At 66.2% G+C, this 17787-nt stretch carries 18 protein-coding genes and 1 tRNA gene; 14 read left to right on the top strand and 5 right to left on the bottom strand.

Annotated features, from left to right (window positions below; translation table 11 throughout):
• The first annotated feature begins 16 nt into the window (after window positions 1–16).
• The gene (locus tag P0Y59_23025) at window positions 17–391 is read left to right on the top strand and encodes a hypothetical protein (protein ID WEJ99742.1); all 375 of its coding nucleotides are present in this window, start codon (window positions 17–19) and stop codon (window positions 389–391) included.
• 105 nt (window positions 392–496) lie between these two features.
• A complete protein-coding gene (locus P0Y59_23020; protein ID WEJ99741.1) occupies window positions 497–1606 on the top strand; it encodes a glycoside hydrolase family 5 protein in 1110 nt (369 codons plus the stop codon).
• A 4-nt stretch (window positions 1607–1610) separates the two neighbouring features.
• Here the strand turns inward: P0Y59_23020 and P0Y59_23015 are convergent, their stop codons facing one another.
• Window positions 1611–2378: a helix-turn-helix transcriptional regulator gene (locus tag P0Y59_23015; GenBank protein WEJ99740.1), complete on the bottom strand. Its 768-nt coding sequence runs from the start codon at window positions 2376–2378 to the stop codon at window positions 1611–1613.
• Window positions 2379–2433: 55 nt separating this feature from the next.
• On the opposite strand from P0Y59_23015, the gene P0Y59_23010 reads away from it, so the two are divergent.
• From P0Y59_23010 to P0Y59_22985, 6 genes are all read left to right on the top strand, one after another.
• Complete coding sequence (locus tag P0Y59_23010) at window positions 2434–2820, top strand: hypothetical protein (protein WEJ99739.1); 387 nt, start codon at window positions 2434–2436, stop codon at window positions 2818–2820.
• Window positions 2821–3115: 295 nt separating this feature from the next.
• Window positions 3116–4315, top strand: coding sequence for a toxic anion resistance protein (locus P0Y59_23005; protein ID WEJ99738.1), 1200 nt, complete (start codon window positions 3116–3118; stop codon window positions 4313–4315).
• Complete coding sequence (locus P0Y59_23000; GenBank protein ID WEJ99737.1) at window positions 4316–5017, top strand: hypothetical protein; 702 nt, start codon at window positions 4316–4318, stop codon at window positions 5015–5017.
• A 110-nt stretch (window positions 5018–5127) separates the two neighbouring features.
• Window positions 5128–6720 (top strand): GGDEF domain-containing protein, encoded by a 1593-nt coding sequence (locus P0Y59_22995; protein WEJ99736.1) that lies wholly within the window; start codon window positions 5128–5130, stop codon window positions 6718–6720.
• Window positions 6721–6896: 176 nt separating this feature from the next.
• The gene (locus P0Y59_22990) at window positions 6897–8003 is read left to right on the top strand and encodes a DNA alkylation repair protein (protein ID WEJ99735.1); all 1107 of its coding nucleotides are present in this window, start codon (window positions 6897–6899) and stop codon (window positions 8001–8003) included.
• A 6-nt stretch (window positions 8004–8009) separates the two neighbouring features.
• Window positions 8010–8270, top strand: coding sequence for a hypothetical protein (locus P0Y59_22985; GenBank protein WEJ99734.1), 261 nt, complete (start codon window positions 8010–8012; stop codon window positions 8268–8270).
• A 33-nt stretch (window positions 8271–8303) separates the two neighbouring features.
• On the opposite strand, the gene P0Y59_22980 is transcribed toward P0Y59_22985, so the two are convergent.
• Genes P0Y59_22980 through ubiA form a run of 3 tightly spaced genes read right to left on the bottom strand, consistent with a single transcriptional unit; the run spans window position 8304 to window position 11398 of the window.
• Window positions 8304–9083 carry a 3'(2'),5'-bisphosphate nucleotidase CysQ gene (locus P0Y59_22980; GenBank protein ID WEJ99733.1) on the bottom strand — a complete coding sequence of 260 codons (780 nt, stop codon included), beginning with the start codon at window positions 9081–9083 and terminating at the stop codon, window positions 8304–8306.
• On the bottom strand, window positions 9076–10422 hold the full coding sequence (locus P0Y59_22975; protein ID WEJ99732.1) for a metallopeptidase TldD-related protein: 1347 nt from the start codon (window positions 10420–10422) through the stop codon (window positions 9076–9078). Before P0Y59_22975 ends, P0Y59_22980 begins: the two co-directional genes overlap by 8 nt.
• Window positions 10423–10453: 31 nt before the next feature.
• Window positions 10454–11398, bottom strand: coding sequence for a 4-hydroxybenzoate octaprenyltransferase (gene ubiA, locus P0Y59_22970; GenBank protein ID WEJ99731.1), 945 nt, complete (start codon window positions 11396–11398; stop codon window positions 10454–10456).
• Window positions 11399–11629: 231 nt separating this feature from the next.
• Between ubiA and P0Y59_22965 the strand changes: the two genes are divergently transcribed.
• From P0Y59_22965 to P0Y59_22945, 5 genes are all read left to right on the top strand, one after another.
• Entirely contained in the window at window positions 11630–12373 is a 744-nt protein-coding gene (locus tag P0Y59_22965; GenBank protein ID WEJ99730.1) for a 16S rRNA (uracil(1498)-N(3))-methyltransferase, read from the top strand.
• A gap of 79 nt (window positions 12374–12452) precedes the next feature.
• On the top strand, window positions 12453–13826 hold the full coding sequence (locus tag P0Y59_22960) for a glutamate--cysteine ligase (protein ID WEJ99729.1): 1374 nt from the start codon (window positions 12453–12455) through the stop codon (window positions 13824–13826).
• A gap of 110 nt (window positions 13827–13936) precedes the next feature.
• The gene (locus tag P0Y59_22955) at window positions 13937–14266 is read left to right on the top strand and encodes a hypothetical protein (GenBank protein WEJ99728.1); all 330 of its coding nucleotides are present in this window, start codon (window positions 13937–13939) and stop codon (window positions 14264–14266) included.
• Window positions 14267–14493: 227 nt separating this feature from the next.
• Entirely contained in the window at window positions 14494–14931 is a 438-nt protein-coding gene (locus P0Y59_22950; protein WEJ99727.1) for a YciI family protein, read from the top strand.
• 34 nt (window positions 14932–14965) lie between these two features.
• A complete protein-coding gene (locus P0Y59_22945; protein ID WEJ99726.1) occupies window positions 14966–16225 on the top strand; it encodes an RNA polymerase sigma factor in 1260 nt (419 codons plus the stop codon).
• A gap of 38 nt (window positions 16226–16263) precedes the next feature.
• On the opposite strand, the gene P0Y59_22940 is transcribed toward P0Y59_22945, so the two are convergent.
• Window positions 16264–17562: an isoprenylcysteine carboxylmethyltransferase family protein gene (locus P0Y59_22940; GenBank protein WEJ99725.1), complete on the bottom strand. Its 1299-nt coding sequence runs from the start codon at window positions 17560–17562 to the stop codon at window positions 16264–16266.
• Window positions 17563–17696: 134 nt separating this feature from the next.
• On the opposite strand from P0Y59_22940, the gene P0Y59_22935 reads away from it, so the two are divergent.
• Window positions 17697–17770, top strand: a tRNA-Gly gene (locus tag P0Y59_22935).
• Window positions 17771–17787 lie beyond the last annotated feature (17 nt).

The raw sequence follows: 17787 nt of genomic DNA, 5'->3' as shown, positions 1-17787 counted from the left end.
AGACACATGCGGGGGCATGATGACATTACGGGGCCTGTTCCACCATTTGCTGGATGCGCGCGCGCGGGCCAGGGGATCCGTCCGGCCGCGACGGCTCGACGACCCGTCGGGGTGGCGGATGCTGGGCAAGGTGGCCAGGATCATGGTCGAGACGCAGGATGCCGGCCATTCCCCGACTGATCCCTGCTGGCTGCTGGCGGATGCCGAGGACCGCATCCTGTTCGTGCTGCCGGCCGGCGTGCTACCCGGGCACGAGCTGCTCAGCCGGATCGGCGACGGTCATGGTTTCGACAAGGCGGCAATCCGCCGCGCCATGCGATCGAAGCGCAACGCACGCTTCACCGTATGGCAGCGCGACCGGATCACCGACAGGGCGGCGCCCGCCGGCTGAGACCGGCTTTGCATTTCGGGATTGTACGACGCGCTGTCACCGGGCAGATTGACAACGTTCGACAAGAAGCAGCGCCCATCAAGGCGCGGTATCGGGAGAGATTCAATGAAGCGAAGCCTGATGGTCGCCTGCGCACTGGGACTGTCCATCGCGGGTTGCGGCAGCGACGCCACCGCAACGGCCACCCCGCCGCCAGCCCCAACTCCCTCACCATCCCCTTCTTCGACACCGGCTCCGACACCTGCCGCATCCTATACACCCGTCGCAGCGGCGATTCCCACCGTCGGCATCGCGCTGCCGCTGGGCAAATGCGTCAACATGGGCAATCATCTGGAAGCACCGAACGAAGGTGACTGGGGTCGGGCGATCGCCGACGACGATTTCACTATCATCAAGGCAGCGGGATTCGCCAGCGTGCGCCTGCCGGTCCGTTTCTCCGGCCATGCCGCCATCGCCGCGCCCTACACGATCGATGCAGCGTTCATGGCCCGGGTGCGGCATGTCGTCGGTCTCGCCACGACAGCGGGACTCAACGTGATCATCGACCTGCACAATTACGACGAGCTGATGGCTGCGCCCGACGCCAATGCGGCGCGCTTCGCCGGGCTATGGAAACAGATCGCCGCCGAATTCGCCACCGCGCCGGCGACCGTCTGGTTCGAGCTGATCAACGAGCCGAATACCAACCTGACCAATGCGAAGCTGCCCGCGATCATCGGGCCTGCGCTTGCCCAGATCCGGGCGACCAACCCGACCCGGCCGGTCATCATCGGCGGCGAAGGCTGGAGCAATATCAATTCGCTCGCAACCTTGCCGATGCCGGCCGACCCGAATGTCATCCCGACCTTCCACTATTACGATCCGTTCGCCTTTACCCATCAGGGTGCCACATGGGTGACGCCGGCCCCGCCACTCGGCCGGGCCTTCGGCACCGCCGCCGACATCGCCGAGATCAATCGCAACCTGCAGACGGTGCGCGATTATATCGCGCGGACCGGGCGAGTGCCGTTCGTCGGCGAATATGGCGCGAACGACGTGGCCGGTGTGCCCGTGAGCGAGCGGATCAACTATTACGGCACGATCACAGCCGCCTATGCCTCGGTCGGCGTGCAGAGCTGCGCCTGGGGTTATGCCAATACCTTCCGGCTGCGCGACGGGGATCACTGGATTCCAGGCATGCTCGCGGCGATCCATACGACCACCACGCTGCGATAGAGGATCAAACCGGCGTGAAATATCGCGCCGGTGTCGTCCCGAACTGCGCCCGGAAGGCAGCGATGAAGGCGCTTGGCGTGGCGTAGCCGGCGATGGCAGCAGCCTGTTTGACGCTGGCCCCTGCGCCGAGACGCTCGAGCGAGGCAAGCAGCGCGCCCTGACGGCGCCAGCGGCCGAGGCTCATGCCCGTCTCGGCGACGAAGCGGCGCTCCAGCGCGCGGACGCTTAGGCCGACGGCACGGGCGAGCTCGGGGATTCCCGCCTCTGCCCCGCCCGAGAAAAGCCATTCGGCGGCCCGGCGGGTCGTGTCGGAGCGCGGCTCCGGCAGGCTGAAGGGCGGGACCGGCGCACGGCGCATCTCGTCAAGCAGCAGGATGGCGAGCGCGGATTCGATCGTGTCGCGGCGGTCGGCCATGCCGATCGCGACGATGCGCAGGATCAGCTCGCGCAACAGTGGAGAGACGGTGACGGCGGTGCAGGCCTCCGGCAGATCGGGCACGCATCCCGGCGCGACATAGACCGTTCGGAAGGCGCTGTGCCCGGACGCGCGGATCGCGTGCCGCACGCCGGCCGGCACCCAGACACCCCAGCTCGGCGGCACCACCCAGGAGCCGCCGCCGGTCGCGATCATCAGGACCCCGCTGGTCGCGTGGATGAGCTGATGCCAGTCATGCGCATGCTCGCGGATCGCCCGGCCGGGCGCGAGATCGGACGCGCTGCTGCGCACCACCAGATAGGGCTCGTCAGCTGCGGTGCGACGTTTTTGCGACATTCATTGGCAGAATAGCGCTATTGCGGCTCACGCGCCAGCGACGCAGGATGTGCGCATGCCAGCGAACCTCGCCTCCTTCGCCATCCATGTCGACGATCTGGATCGTGCCCGCGCCTTCTACGAGGCCGTGTTCGGCTGGGAATTCGAACCCTGGGGTCCGCCCGGCTTCTATCTGATCCATACCGGCAGCGAGGCGTCACCCGGCGTGCAGGGGCTGATGCATGCCCGGCAGACGCCGTGCACCGGCGAGGGCCTGAACGGGGTCGAGCCCACCTTCGCGGTCGACGATGTCGACGCGGTCGCCGCACTGGTCGAGGCCAATGGCGGAACGATCACCTATGCCAAGGGCATCATTCCGACCGTCGGCGCGTTGATCCGGTTCCTTGATACCGAGGGTAACGATATCGGCGCGATGCAGTATCTGACGGTGCCGCACACCTGATCCGCTTGCCCTTCACCGGGGAAGAAGCAGGGTTACGGTACAGACACACTGTTAGCCGCCGTGCGGCTCGGCCGTCGCCGAACAGCGTCATGCGCCAGAACGACCCGTGCGCCCGCGCGAGCCCATCTGGCCTTTCCCCGATTCAGTCCGCATCAGTCACTCGACTCACCCGGGATCGATCGCGCACCATTTTTCCGCTACCCTGTCGCATCGTGACAAGTGTTATAGTTGAATGATACACTTGAAGCGCGTTCGAATCGCCGTCATCTAGGGCGGAGATTGCGTGGAGAGAGTGATGGCGACCCAGACTGAGACCGCGACCACCGATCTGGTGCTGACCCCGCCCGACCCGGTCCCCGTGGTTGCGCCGGAAAAGGCCGTGGGCCTGGTGCCGGTCGACGATACCAAGCGCACCCAGCTTCAGGCGCGGGTCGAGACCTTCATCGACGACCTGGTCGCGCAGGACGTGAATTCGCCCGAATTCGGCAAGCGGGTCGATGCGATCAGCGCCATGGGCCAGAAGGAGATCCGCGAGGCGGCCGGGCAATCGAACCGCTTCCTCGACCGGCCGGTCAAGGCGATGGACCAGGAATCAGGCGTTGGCGCCGACCTGGCCGAGTTGCGGCGGACGATCGAGGATCTCGATCCGGGCAAGAAGGGCAACCTCCTCGCGCCCAAGAAGCTGTTCGGGATCATCCCGTTCGGCAATTCGATGCGCAATTATTTCGACGGCTATAAAAGCTCGCAGAACCATATCGCGTCGATCCTGAAGAGCCTTGGCAGCGGCAAGGACGAGCTGCTGATGGACAATGCGGCGATCGACGTCGAGCGTTCGAACCTGTGGACCGCGATGGGCCGGCTCGAACAGATGATCGTGCTGTCCAAGACAATGGACGAGCGGCTCGAGGAGAAAGCCAACGAGCTGGATCACACCGATCCGGCCAAGGCGAAGGCAATCCGCGAGACAGCGCTGTTCTATGTCCGCCAGCGCACCCAGGACCTGCTGACCCAGATGGCGGTAACAGTGCAGGGTTATCTCGCGCTCGACCTGGTCAAGAAGAACAATGTCGAGCTGGTGAAGGGCGTCGACCGTGCCTCAACCACCACTGTTTCCGCACTGCGTACCGCGGTGACGGTGGCACAGGCCCTGACCAACCAGAAGCTGGTGCTCGAGCAGATCACCGCGCTGAACACCACGACCGCCAACATCATCGATTCGACCGGAAAGCTGCTGAAGAGCCAGACCGCGACGATCCACGAGCAGGCGGCAAGCGCCACCATCCCGATCGAAACGCTGCAGCGTGCCTTCCAGAATATCTATGACACGATGGACGCGATCGACACCTTCAAGCTGAAGGCGCTCGATTCGATGAAGACAACGGTCAACGTGCTGGGCAACGAGGTCGAGAAGTCGAAGGGCTATATCGCCCGGGCCGAGGGCGCGGCACAGAATGCGGGCGGCGGGGGCGAAACCTTCAAGCTGGAAGCCGTGTAAATGACCGACGTCGATCGCCAGATCGCCAGGACGACGCAGTTCCTCAACGAACGGCGCGACCAGGCCCTGATGCAGCGCAAGCGCCGGCGGCGCGGCACCGGCTTGGCCAAGCGGGCCGGGCTGATCGTCACGGCCGATCTGGCGATCATCATCGCGACGATCGTGTTCGGCTGGTTCACGCCGATCGGCATGGGCGGCGCCCTGCTCGTCATCGCGCTGCTGGCGGTGGTGACGCTGCTGATCGCCTTCGTCTCGCTCGAGGCCCCGGTCAGGGCGGAGAAGCTGGTCGAGGTGCCGCTGAAGGCCTTGCCGCTCAAGACCGAGCAATGGCTCGAAACGCAGCGCCCCGCCCTGCCCGCACCGGCGCAGACATTGGTCGACGGCATCGGCGTCCAGCTCGAAACGCTTGCGCCACAACTTGCCGCGCTTGACGAACGCGAGCCGGCCGCGGCCGAAATCCGCAAGCTGGTCGGCGAGCAACTGCCCGAGCTGATCCGCGATTATGCCAAGGTGCCCCAGCCGTTGCGCGGCGTGGAACGCAACGGCAAGACCCCCGACGCGCAACTCGCCGAAGGGCTGAAGGTGATCGAACAGGAGATCGGCCAGATGTCGGCGCAACTCGCCGAGGGCGATCTCAACCTGCTCGCGACGCGGGGCCGGTTCCTCGAAATAAAATATCGGGATGACGGGCTGGAAGGTTAACCACCGACGGCGGCCGCGCTAGAAGATCCTCGTGCCCGGGCCGGTCGTGCATCCTTTGATAACCACCATCGTGCCATCATCGTCAGGGCGAAAGCCGGACGGGATGCGTAATGGAGATGCCGTCATACACCAACGGGGCCGCCAGTAGCGGCGCCATCGCCGAACCCGGTGCCGCGATGCGCAGGACCGGGTTCGTCTTTCCGCTGCTCTTCCTTGTCGCCCATCCCCTGTCGATCGCGCTGGCCGGCAATCGCGCTCAGATATTTTCCCTCGCCTTCCTCGTCCTGGCACCCCTGCTGGCGGGGGCAGCCTGCCTGTATCGTGCGCGCCACGACCGGGCGGCCGCCGGCTGGACCGCGCTCGGGTTCGCGACGCTGCTCTGGGCGGGCGGGATGGGCGTGAACATGGTGAGCGCCTTGCTGCTGCAGAATTCGAGCGGGATCACCTCACTGAGCATGCTCCTTTTCGTCCTGTACGGCGTGCCGATCCTCTTCGCGGTCGCAAGCCCGGACCAGGAGTCATGGCATGTCCGCCTGGTCGACGGGGCCCTGGCACTCACGCTCGGCTATCTGTTCTTCGTGTACACGCTCGAGTTCGCCAGCCTGTCGGGCGCGAGCGCCACCGGCGTGCTCAATCTGCGCCTGATGTTCGACATCGAGAATCTGTTCATCGCCGCCTTCGCCCTGATCCGCTTCCTTGCCTGCAGCGATCCGCCCCGACGCGCCTTCTTCCGGACGACCGCCCTCTTCGCCTGGGCGTATCTCGCGGCCGCATTCTACATCAATCATTTCCAGATGGAGTCGGACTATGGAAACCTGGTCGATCCGCTGATCGACCTGCCCTTCCTCCTGCTCATCGCGCTTGCCCTTCGGCACCATGCACCGGATACGAGGCCATCGGCGGTGGTGCGCATGCTCGAACGGACCGTCCGCGCAGGCAGCCCCCTGATGCTCCCGGCGACGCTGCTCATGGTGTCGGCACCGCTGGTCCCGGACCATCCAGCCCTGGCGATCGCGGGATTCGTCGCCGCGACGCTCGGCTATGGCCTGCGCAACATATTGGTCCAGATGCGCGGCTTCGATGAGCGCGATGCGCTCGAACGCCTGTCAAGGCTCGACGCGCTGACCGGCCTGTCGAACCGGCGCGAATTCGATGAGCGCCTCCGCCTCGAATGGGCTCGCGCAGGGCGGGCAGGCACGGGACTGGCCCTGCTGATGATAGACATCGACCATTTCAAGCTGCTCAACGACAGCTTCGGCCATCCGGCCGGAGACCAGCGGCTCCGTGCCGTAGCGCAGGCACTGGCCGGCTGCGCCATGCGCGGATCCGACATGGTCGCCCGGTTCGGCGGGGAGGAGTTCGCCGTGATCCTTCCCTCGACCGACCCGTCAGAGGCGGCCGTGCTGGCTGAAAGGATGCGCGTAGCGATCGAACAACTCGATCTCGCGTCCCCGGCGCAGGGCGGCCGGGTTACCGTCAGCATCGGCATCGGCCATATCGGAAAGCTTCGCGGCGACGCCGCCGAGCGGCTGCTCGCGGCAGCCGATGCCGCGCTCTACGATGCGAAGCAGGGCGGGCGCAATCGCGTCATGGCGCGCCGCGCCGGCCCGGCGATACTGGCAACGGTCAATGGTCACGACGCTGATGTCTCAGCGTCGCGGTCCTCGACAAGGCTTACCGGTGGACCGGCCGCGCGCGGCTGACATCCGTGCCCCTACACTGCCCGCCGGGCTTCGGCGTGCCCGGAAATGCCGTTCCGCCGGATGCCGGATGCCGGATGCCGGATGCCGGATGCCGGATGCCGATATCATGGCAGCCCGGCGCAACCGCGCTATATGCCCCGGCATGCTGGAACGCCGAACGGGGGGCAAATAGTGCGATGACAAGCGAGACGACGGCGCCCCCGCTCCTCAAGGACATACTCGGACCGCAGGCACTCGCCACGATCGCCGACGCCGGCGCGATGGTTTCGCGGCGTTTCGATCGCGCCGCCTTTCTGCAGGCGGCATCGAACGGGCTCGACACCCTGTCGATCATGGAACGGGTGCGACACATCGCCGACGCCCTCTCTACCGCACTGCCGGCCGGCTACGCGCAGGCCATCGAGATCGTCCGCGCAATGGCGCCGCGGCTGACACACGGTTTCCAGGCGGTCGCCGTGACTGAATTCGTCGCCCGGCATGGCTTGGCCGATGTCGAAAGGTCGATGGACGCACTGGCCGACCTGACCCGCTTCGGAACCGCCGAATTCGCGATCCGCCCCTTCCTGGCGCAGGACAGCGCGCGCACCCTCGCCGTCATGGCCCAATGGAGCGGCCATGACGACGAGCATGTCCGGCGGCTCGCCAGCGAAGGCAGCCGGCCGCGCCTGCCCTGGGCAGCGCGGGTGCCCGCACTCAAGGCCGATCCCACGCTGGCGGCACCCATCCTGGAAGCGTTGAAGAGCGATCCGAGCGCCTATGTCCGCAAATCGGTCGCCAACCATCTGAACGATATCGCCAAGGACCGGCCGGACTGGCTGGTCGGCCGGCTCGAGCAATGGCCGCAGGACGACAACCGAACGGCGTGGATCATCCGCCATGCGCTGCGCACGCTAATCAAGCAGGGCGACCCGCGCGCGCTGGCACTGATTGGCGTGGGCCACGGCGCCGCGGCCGAGGTACGCTGCTTTTCGGTCGTGCCGCAGGCAGTGAAACTCGGCGATGCGATCGCGATCTCGGCAGACATCGTCTCGAACGCGCCCGGCGCCCAGCGCCTGGTGGTCGATTACCGAATCCATTACGCGCGGGCCGCGGGAAAGAGCGCCGCCAAGGTATTCAAGCTCAGGACCTTCGATCTCGGGGCGGGCGAGGCAGTCACGCTCGGCATCCGACAGACGATCAAGGATTTCAGCACGCGCCGGCATTACCCGGGCACCCATGCGGTGGAACTGATCGTCAACGGGCAGACGATGGCGCGCGCTGCGTTCGAGCTGCTGGAAGGCTGAGGACGCGTGGCGAAGAAGAAATACCTGCTGACCGCGACCTTGCCGGACGGCTATGTCAAGACGATCGGGCCGACCGCGGTCGAGTTCACACATTACTGGCGGATCGTCGCTCATCTCGGCGGCGGCAGGACCGAGGTGTTCTGGGGCCACACCAAGTCGCTTGCCGAGGCGAAGAAGAAACGGACCGCGGCCGTCGACGCCAGCGTCAATCGCGGATGGGAAGGCCATGATTTCGACATCGTGGAACTGGTCAGGGCGTCGCAATAGGGCTGCTGTCCCGACGATCGGTCAGGGGTAGAATTATTTTATCGCGAGCGTTCTCGCTCGGTCGGCGAGGCGATCGACCGCTGCCGCGTGAATGCCGGGCGTCGTCGCCAGCACGCCGAAAGCCTGGGCGCTGGGAGTGTTGAAGAAGAGCGGCTTGCCGAAGGCGTCGCTGACCGTCGCGCCGGCCTCCGCCGCGATCAGGATCGCGGCGGCGATGTCCCATTCATAGCCCCAGCGCAGCGTCGCGACCAGATCGGCCTCGCCGGCGGCGACCATCGCGATGCGCAGCGCGATCGAATTGGGCTTGGCGACCGCGACCAGGTCGCTGTCGACCCTGGGCAGGCTGTCGGTCGGCACGCGCGCGCCCGCAAAGAGCGCGCGGTCTCCGGCATGGATCGGCAGGCCGTTGAGCGTCGCTCCCCTGCCCGCCGCCGCCCGCCAGACCTCACCGCGCGCCGGCGCGTCGAGCACGCCGATCAGGGGCTGGCCATTCTCGACAAGGGCGATCGAGACGGCCCAGCCCTCGCGCCCACGGATATAGTCCCGGGTGCCGTCGATCGGATCGACCACCCAGAGCCGCGACTGGGACAGCCGATCGGCATTGTCGACCGTCTCCTCCGACAGCCAGCCGGCATCAGGCAACAAGGCGGAGAGGCGCTGGTGGAGCAGCGCGTCGACCTCGAGATCGACGTCGCATACCGGGTTGCCCGGGCTCTTTTCCCATCGCCTGAAGTCGGTACGCCATTTGGCGAGGGCAAGCGCGCCTGCTTCGGCGGCGATCCTTGCGACTGCGTCGGCGAGGGCCTCAGCCACTCGCCACCGTCATACCCTCGACGCGGAGCGTGGGCACGTTGGTGCCGTAGCGGAAGATGAGATCATTGGCCGGGGTGAGGTTGAGGAACATGTCCTTCAGATTTCCCGCGATGGTGAATTCGGCGACCGGGGTAGTGATCTCGCCATCCTCGATCAGGAAACCAGCCGCGCCACGGCTATAGTCGCCGGTCACGCCGTTCACGCCCATGCCGATCAGCTCAGTGACGAACACGCCGCGTTTGATATCGGCGATCAGCGTTTCGGGCGGCATCGTGCCAGCGCACAGATGCATGTTGCTGGTCGAGACGCCGGGGCTGCCCCCCGCGCCGCGCGTTGCGTGGCCGGTCGGCTCGAGGCCGAGCTGGCGCGCCGAGGCACTGTCGAGCAGCCAGTTCTCCAGCATGCCGTGCGAGACGATCTCGACCGGCGAAACCGGAAGCCCCTCCCCATCGAACGGGCGCGAGCGCAGTCCCTGGGGGCGATGCGGATCGTCGCAGATCGTGACGCCGCTCGGGAAGATCTGCGTGCCGAGCGATTCAAGCAGGAAGCTGGTCTTGCGCGAAATGGCCTGGCCCGAGATGGCGCCGATCAGATGGCCGAGCATGCTCGATCCGACGCGCGGATCGAACACCACCGGCATCGCACCGCTGGCGAGCCGGCCGGGGTTAAGCCGGGCAACAGCCCGTTCGCCGGCGCGCGTACCGATCGTGACGGCATCCTCCAGCTTCTGGCGATGGCGTGCGGAATGATGGGCATAGTCCCGGACCATGTCGCCGCCCGATCCGGCCAGCACGCTGGCCGACAGGCCATAGCCGGTCGCAGCATAAGCGCCGGCAAATCCGTGGCTGGTGGCGAGCGCCCAGACCGCGCGGGATGCGCTGGCGCCGCCGCCTTCGCTGTTAGAGACTCCGGCCACCGCGCGCGCCGCATCCTCGGCGGCCAGGGCAGCTTCCTTCAGCGCCTCGGGCGACACCGCGCCGCCATCGTCAAGATCGAGCTGCGGCGGCGCGCCGTGGAGCAGGCGGCTTTCCGGGGCGAGCCCGGCCCAGGCATCCTCAGGCGCCTCGCGCGCCATCGCGACGGCGCGCTCGGCAAGCGTGGTGATCGCGGCAACCGACAGGTCCGAGGTGGAGACGCTCGCCGAACGGCGACCGACGAACACACGCAGGCCAAGCTCGGCATTTTCCGAACGTCCGACATCCTCGAGCGCGCCGAGGCGGACCGACACATCGAGCGAGGTATCGTCGGCGAAGACGGCATCGGCGGCATCGGCTCCGGCAGCCTTGGCGCGGGCGACGATATCCTGAGCGCGGTCTCGCGCCTGATCTACGGTAAGCATGGCGCGGACTTAGGCACGCCGGGGCCGAACGTCAAAGCGCCGACGAGACTCCCACGACAAAACAGGCGCAGAACATCAGGAAGCCGGCGAAACGGTTCGAGCGGAACCGGGCCAGCGCGTTGTCGCCGTCGTCCGGACCAAGCGTCGCGACCTGCCAGGCGAAGTGAAGCGCCATCGGGAGGAGCGCGACGAGCGCAAGCGGATCGGGGCGGACCTGCCAGAAGGCGGCGGCCCAGAAACCCAGCGCGACCAGATAGAGGATCGCGACCCCTTCGCGCACGCGGCTGCCCATCCGGCGCGCCGAGGAGCGGATGCCGACCAACGCGTCATCCTCCTTGTCCTGGATGGCATAGATGGTGTCGTAGCCGACCACCCAGGCAATGGCGCCGGCATAGAGCAGGACCATCGCCAGGATGAGATTCCACCAGCGCATCTCGAACATCACGGCCTCGGCCGCCGCGAAGCCGACCACCGCGCCCGAGCCGAACACCAGCCCGAGCCAGAGCTGGGGCCACCAGGTGATTCGCTTCATGAAGGGATAGATCGCGACCAGCGGCAGGGTGAGCAGCGCGAGACCCTTGGCGTAGATGTTGATGTGCCACCATACCGCGAAGCCGATCGCCACCAGCGCGAACAGCCAGAGCCACGCAGCGCGCACCGACACCTGGCCGCTGGCGAGAGGACGGTTGCGCGTGCGCTCGACGCTGGCGTCGAGCTTGCGGTCGGCGATGTCATTATAGACGCAGCCCGCACCGCGCATCGCGATCGCCCCGGCCAGCAGCCAGAGCAGCAGCCACCAGTCGCCCTGCGCATTGCCCGACAGCGCAACGCCCCAGGCGCAGGGCCAGTAAAGCAGCCACCAGCCGATCGGGCGGTCGAATCGGGCGAGCAGCGCGTACGGGCGCGCCGCGGCCGGCAACAGGCCGACCAAGCCGCGATGCTCGGTGTCGGGGACGATCTCTGGCGCGGGGGTCATGGCCTTTCTGTAGCCTCACCGGCGGCGGCGGCAATGTCTGTCAGTGGCATTGTTGCGTGCTGCCAGTCACGATCTCCGCATCTTTGGACGAAAGCGGCTAGCTGACCGTCATGCCGGATTTATTCCGGCATCCACCGTTCCGTAAAAGAGATGCTGGCCGGTAACGCGGCACGGTGGTCCCCGGAACAAGTCCGGGGTGACGGAAGGATGCTCGGAGGCTAGGGATGCACCATGCCCGCTACCCCCGCCTGGCCGCCGCAATCGACACCCCGGCTCTTCGTCGAGACGCCGCTGCACAAAGGCGTGCAGCTTCGCGTCGAGGGCGCGCCGGCTCATTATCTCCTGTCGGTGATGCGCACGAAGCCGGGCGATCCGGTGAAGCTGTTCGACGGCGAGAGCGGCGAATGGCTCGGTATCGCCACCGCGGTCAACAAGCGTGACCTGATGCTCGATGTGACCGAGCTCTTGCGCGAGCGCGAGGCAGTTCCCGACCTGTGGCTATGCGCCGCGCCGCTGAAAAAGGGACGGATCGACTGGATGGCGGAGAAAGCCTGCGAGCTGGGCGTCGCACGGCTGGTGCCGGTCGTTACACGGCGCTCGGTAGTCGAGCGACCCAAGACCGAACGGCTGCGCGCCCATATGATCGAGGCGGCCGAACAATGCGGGCGGACCGTGGTGCCCGAGCTGGCTGAGACGGTGAAGCTCCCGGCTCTGCTGCGCGACTGGCCGGCGGGACGGACGCTGTTCTTCGCTGACGAGACCGGCGGCGTGCCCGCGCTTGAGGCGATGCGTGCAGCCAAAGGGCCGGCGGCGATCCTGATCGGGCCGGAGGGCGGTTTCGATGCGGAGGAGCGCGAGGCGATCCGGGCGTTGCCCGATGCGGTGGGGATCGGACTGGGGCCAAGGATATTGCGGGCGGACACTGCGGCAGCGGCGGCGGTGAGCCTGTGGATGGCCGCGGCGGGGGACTGGTGACTTTCACCTTCTCCCCCATGGGGAGAGGGAGTGTCAGGCCCCTCTAGCGTCGCTCCCTTCCGCTCGCTACATGCGCGGCATGAGCACGAAGACCGTTTCGAAAAGCAACGCAGCGGTCATCGAGCACCGCGACCAACTCATCCAGAGCTTCGCCAAGGGCGAGAAGCCAGTCGACCGCTGGCGGATCGGCACCGAGCATGAGAAGTTCGTCTATTCCCTCTCCGATCATCGCGCGCCGAGCTATGACGAGCCCGGCGGCATCCGCGACCTGCTCGACGGCCTGACCGAGTTCGGCTGGCGCCCAGTCGAGGAGGGCGGCAAGGTGATCGCGCTCGCCGGTGCCGACGGCGCGATCAGCCTTGAGCCAGCCGGCCAGTTCGAGCTCTCCGGCGCCCCGCTCGACAATCTGCACGAGACCTGCGCCGAGACCGGCCGGCACCTGGAACAGGTCAAGGTGATCGGCGACAAGTTCGGCATCGGTTTCCTCGGCCTCGGCATGTGGCCCGACAAGACCCGCGCCGAGTTGCCGATCATGCCCAAAGGCCGGTACGCCATCATGCTGCGCCACATGCCGCGCGTCGGCACGATGGGCCTCGACATGATGCTTCGCACCTGCACGATCCAGGTCAATCTCGATTACGAGACCGAAGCCGACATGGCGAAGAAGTTCCGTGTCGGGCTCGCGCTTCAGCCGCTGGCGACCGCGTTGTTCGCCAACTCGCCCTTCACCGAGGGCAAGCCCAACGGCATGCTGAGCTATCGCAGCCATATCTGGTCCGACACCGATCCGGCGCGCACGGGCATGCTGCCCTTCGTGTTCGAGGACGGGTTCGGCTATGAGCGCTATGCCGACTATGCGCTCGATGTGCCGATGTACTTCGTCTATCGCGACGGCCGCTATATCGACGCGGCGGGCCTCAGCTTCCGCGATTTCCTGAAGGGCGAGCTGTCGGTGCTGCCGGGCGAGCTGCCAACGCTCGACGACTGGAACGATCACCTTTCGACCGCCTTTCCCGAGGTACGGCTGAAGACCTTCCTCGAGATGCGCGGCGCTGATGGCGGGCCATGGGGCCGGATCTGCGCCCTGCCCGCTCTGTGGGTCGGGTTGCTCTATGACGGCGGCGCGCTCGACGCGGCATGGGATGTAGTGAAGCACTGGACGATCGAGGAGCGCCAGGCGCTGCGCGATTCGGTCCCCAGGCTGGCGCTCGACGCGCCGATCCCCAGCGGCGGCACGCTGCGCAACATCGCGGGCGAGGTGCTCGACATCGCGAATGCCGGGCTGGCCGCGCGGGCGCGCTTCGATGCGTCGGGCAGCAACGAGACCGGCTTTCTCGATCCGCTGCGTGAGATCGTGCGGTCGGGCAAGGTGCCGGCGCAGGTGCTGCTCGACAAATATCATGGCGCCTGGGGTGGCGACGTCTCCAGGGTGTATGACGAGATGCGTTTCTAGCTCGTGAACCCATGACCGGGACTGGCCGCTATCGCCCCACTAGCGGAAATAGGAGGCCCCGGTGGCGGCGCCCATTTGCCGCCGTTCCTCCATCGTGGCACAAATAAAGAATGAGCGACGAACCCTTCATTGAGCGCATCTTCGAAAGCGGTGAAGACATCATCACGGCACGCTTCCTTCAGCCCGCTTTGGCTCCCGGCGGCGAGTATCAATGTCGATGGGCGATCGTATGGCCCGATCGGGTTCAGCAACGCTACGCGTGTGGCGTGGACGGTGTTCAGGCGCTGATGCTGGCGATGAAGTCCGTCCATTCGGAGCTTATGGAAAGCAACCTCTACAAGTCTGGGAAGCTAACCTATGCTGACCAGTATGGCTTGGACCTACCGCCAGGTTGGGGAGAGGGGCAGCTTTATGTGCCGCCCGAACGAAAGGGCAGCTAACGCCGGATCGTGTCTAAAACCTGCCCGTCGGCTCACCATCCAATGTCGGCCGTTCGCGGTGTATCAGTCGACGACGTAGCCCTTTCCAGCCCCGCACCAGAACCAGCATTTTTTTGAAAAAACTTCGCGACATGTCGATTCCGGCGCGGCTCGTTCGACGCGTGTGCAGAGTGTATCTTCGACGGGATGCAGCATCCCGGGATCGCTCCCGATGAAGGAGACTATCGATGCGTGTGATGGTGATCATGAAAGCGAGCGCCGAAACCGAAGCCGGCGTGATGCCGAGCGAGCGGCTGTTGACTGAGATGACGGCCTTTAACGAGGAACTGGTGAAGGCAGGCCTCCTGCTGGCGGGCGAAGGCCTGCATCCGTCTTCGAAGGGTGCCCGGGTGAAGTTCGAGGGGACGAAGACGAGTGTGCTCAACGGGCCGTTCGCCGAGACCAAGGAACTGATCGCCGGGTTCTGGCTGTTGCAGGTCAAGTCGATGGATGAGGCGATCGAGTGGATTCGCCGCGTGCCCAACACTGACGGCGCGCATCACGAGATCGAGATCCGCCGCGTGTTCGATGCCGAGGATTTCGGCGAGGCGCTCACTCCCGAGTTGCGCGAGCGCGAAGAGGCGATGCGCGCCCAGGGTGGCGATTACGGCCAGGAGCGGGGATGATTGCCTCCGCCGTTCCCGCGCCTAGAATATGGGAGTGGGAACGGCGGACACCTTGCGGGCGGTGGAAACGGTCTGGCGGATCGAATCCGCCAGGCTGATCGCAGGTCTTGCCCGGCTGACGCGCGACTTGTCGCTGGCCGAGGAACTGGCGCAGGAAGCACTTGAGGCGGCGCTGCGGCAATGGCCGTCCGACGGCGTGCCGCGCAACCCCGGCGCCTGGCTGATGGCGGCGGGCAAGCGCCGGGCGATCGACGGTTTCCGCAGATCCCGCATCATCGACGAGAAGCATCGCGCCCTGGCCGGGGAAGCCGATCCGGTCGACGCCTCGGTCGAGGACGGGATCGTTGAGGCGATCGACGACGACATCGGCGACGAACTGCTCGCGCTGATCTTCACCGCCTGCCATCCGGTGCTGTCGACCGAAGCACGCGTCGCGCTGACCCTGAAGCTGATCGGCGGCCTTTCGACCGGCGAGATCGCCAGCGCCTTCCTGACGTCCGAACCGACCATCGCGCAGCGCATCGTTCGGGCCAAGCGGACATTGGCCGGGGCCGATGTCCGCTATGAAGTGCGGCGCGGAGCGGAACGCGATGCACGGCTCTCCTCGGTGCTTGAGGTGCTCTATCTGATCTTCAGCGAAGGTTATGCGCCGGCGACCGAAGATGCCTGGACTAGGCCTGCCCTTTGCGAGGAGGCGATGCGGCTGGCGCGTATCCTTGCGGGGCTCGCGCCGAACGACGCTGAAGTCCACGGCCTGCTCGCCCTGATGGAATTGCAAGCGTCCCGGCTGCCGACCCGCATCGGGCGCGACGGGTCGCCGGTGCTGCTGCTCGACCAGGATCGGGCGCGCTGGGACCGGGTGCTGATCCAGCACGGGCTCAAGGCTCTCGCCGTCGCGGAGCGCCTGCGATCACCGGCCGGCCCCTACACGCTGCAGGCGAGCATCGCCGCCTGCCATGCCCGGGCGCTGACACCCGAGGCGACCGAATGGGAAGAAATCGCGGCACGGTACGACGATCTCTATCGGGCGATGCCCTCGCCCGTGATCGACCTCAACCGGGCCGTCGCGAAGGCGATGGCGTTCGGGCCGGCGGTCGGGCTGGCGTTGGTGGATGGCATTCTCGCCGACGGCGCGCTCGACGGCTACCATCTCGCCTACAGCGTCCGGGCCGACTTCCTGAGCAAGCTGGGGCGTGCCGGGGAAGCGCGGGATTCGTGGCTGAAGGGTGCGGCGCTCGCGCGCAGCGACCGGGAAAGGACGCTGATGGAAGAGCGCGCTGCGACGCTCGCCTGATTCAATTTCGCCATCCCTCTTCAGGGAAAGGGGTCGTCTCAATCGCGCGCCGGAACCGGCCTGCCCAGCATCCACCCGATGAAGCGCGGCACCATGGCGTTGCGCGCCATCCAGTCGGAATAGTCGCGATAGGCTTGATCGAGGCCGAGGTGACGCTCCTCCGTCTTCGCCCGCCAGTAATAGACCCCGCTGACCGCGCACATCAGCAGCACGGCGCGGGCAGCATCGACGAAACTGCCCGTGGTCAGGAAAGGGATGGTCGAGATCCACCAGAACAGGTTCTTCGACAGATAGGCCGGGTGGCGCGAAAAGGCATAGGGACCATGGGTCAGGATGCCGCGATGAGTCAGGTTGGAGAAGCGGAAGCCGAAGGCGATCGTCGCCCAGGCATAGATGGCGGTAAGCCCGACCAGGATCGCCCCGACCAGCGACAACAACAGCGGATGGCCCTGGAACCAGTGAGTCCAGTCGGCTGTGCCGATATGATAGTCGAGCGGGCCGCCATCGCTCATCAAGATGAAGGGCGGGTAGCAGATCAGCGCCGCCATCCAGCCCGCCGCATAGGGATTGGCGGTGCGAATGTGCGAATCGAGCGGGCGCAGCGCGACGATATAGCCGACAGTCGCGAAGGCGACGTCGATGGTGAACATGAAGGTGATCAGCCAGTTCGCCAGCGCGACGGGATCGTGGAGCAGGCGGCTGGTGTCGGCGCGGATGAATTCGCCGAAGCCGCCGGGCACGATCGCAACCATGAAAGCGGTGAAGAACGCCTTCACACCCCAGCTGCGCAGATGATTGTAGATCGCCTCGCGATCAATCGGCTCGTTCAGGCCCATCAACCAGGCGCCGAGCGACCAGCAGCCGTCCTTCGGCTCCACCGCGTAACGATCCAGCCAGATGATATAGGGAATCGAGGCGACGAACAGCACCGGCGCGGCGACGCCGAAACACCCCATGGCAAAGGCGAAATCGCCCTCCCAGTAGAAGCGCCCGGTGCCATAGATCAGCGCGATGCCGGCCCAGGTGAGCCACAGGCCGGCAAGCTTGGTCAGGCTGACATCGATCGTCTCGCTCCACGGCTTCGCCGCCGACCAGTCGAGCCCGGTAGTGGGATTGCGGTGGACCTTGTCGACGAACACCGACCACAGGATCATCGGCAGCGCGCAGGCTGCGACATTGACCAGCGCCGCATAGGGCCCGTCCATGCCGACCCAGCGGGCGATGCCGACCCAGGTGAGCAGCCCGACCAGGCCAGCCAGCCCGACACCAGTGCTGACGGCGGATCCGGGCCGCGGATCGGCCTTGGCCGTAGTCACGAGGGACGTGTCATGGAACATCGCGCGGGAATAGCGCGGGAATGGTAAGCAAGCCGTGAAGGATAGCCCGCGCGCGGCCATTTGTCGCTTTCGACACCAATCGCGAACGGCGCGGGTTGCGTGGAGCGACGCTTGCCGGTAATTCGCCCCTCAGCGCGGGTATAGCACAATGGTAGTGCAGCAGCCTTCCAAGCTGAATACGCGGGTTCGATTCCCGCTACCCGCTCCAAGCCTTCACGAGGATGC

This window comes from Candidatus Sphingomonas phytovorans (genome assembly GCA_029202385.1).
GTDB lineage: Bacteria > Pseudomonadota > Alphaproteobacteria > Sphingomonadales > Sphingomonadaceae > Sphingomonas > Sphingomonas phytovorans.
Note: the sequence above shows the minus strand (reverse complement) of the source record. Positions and strands in the feature narration are given on the sequence as shown.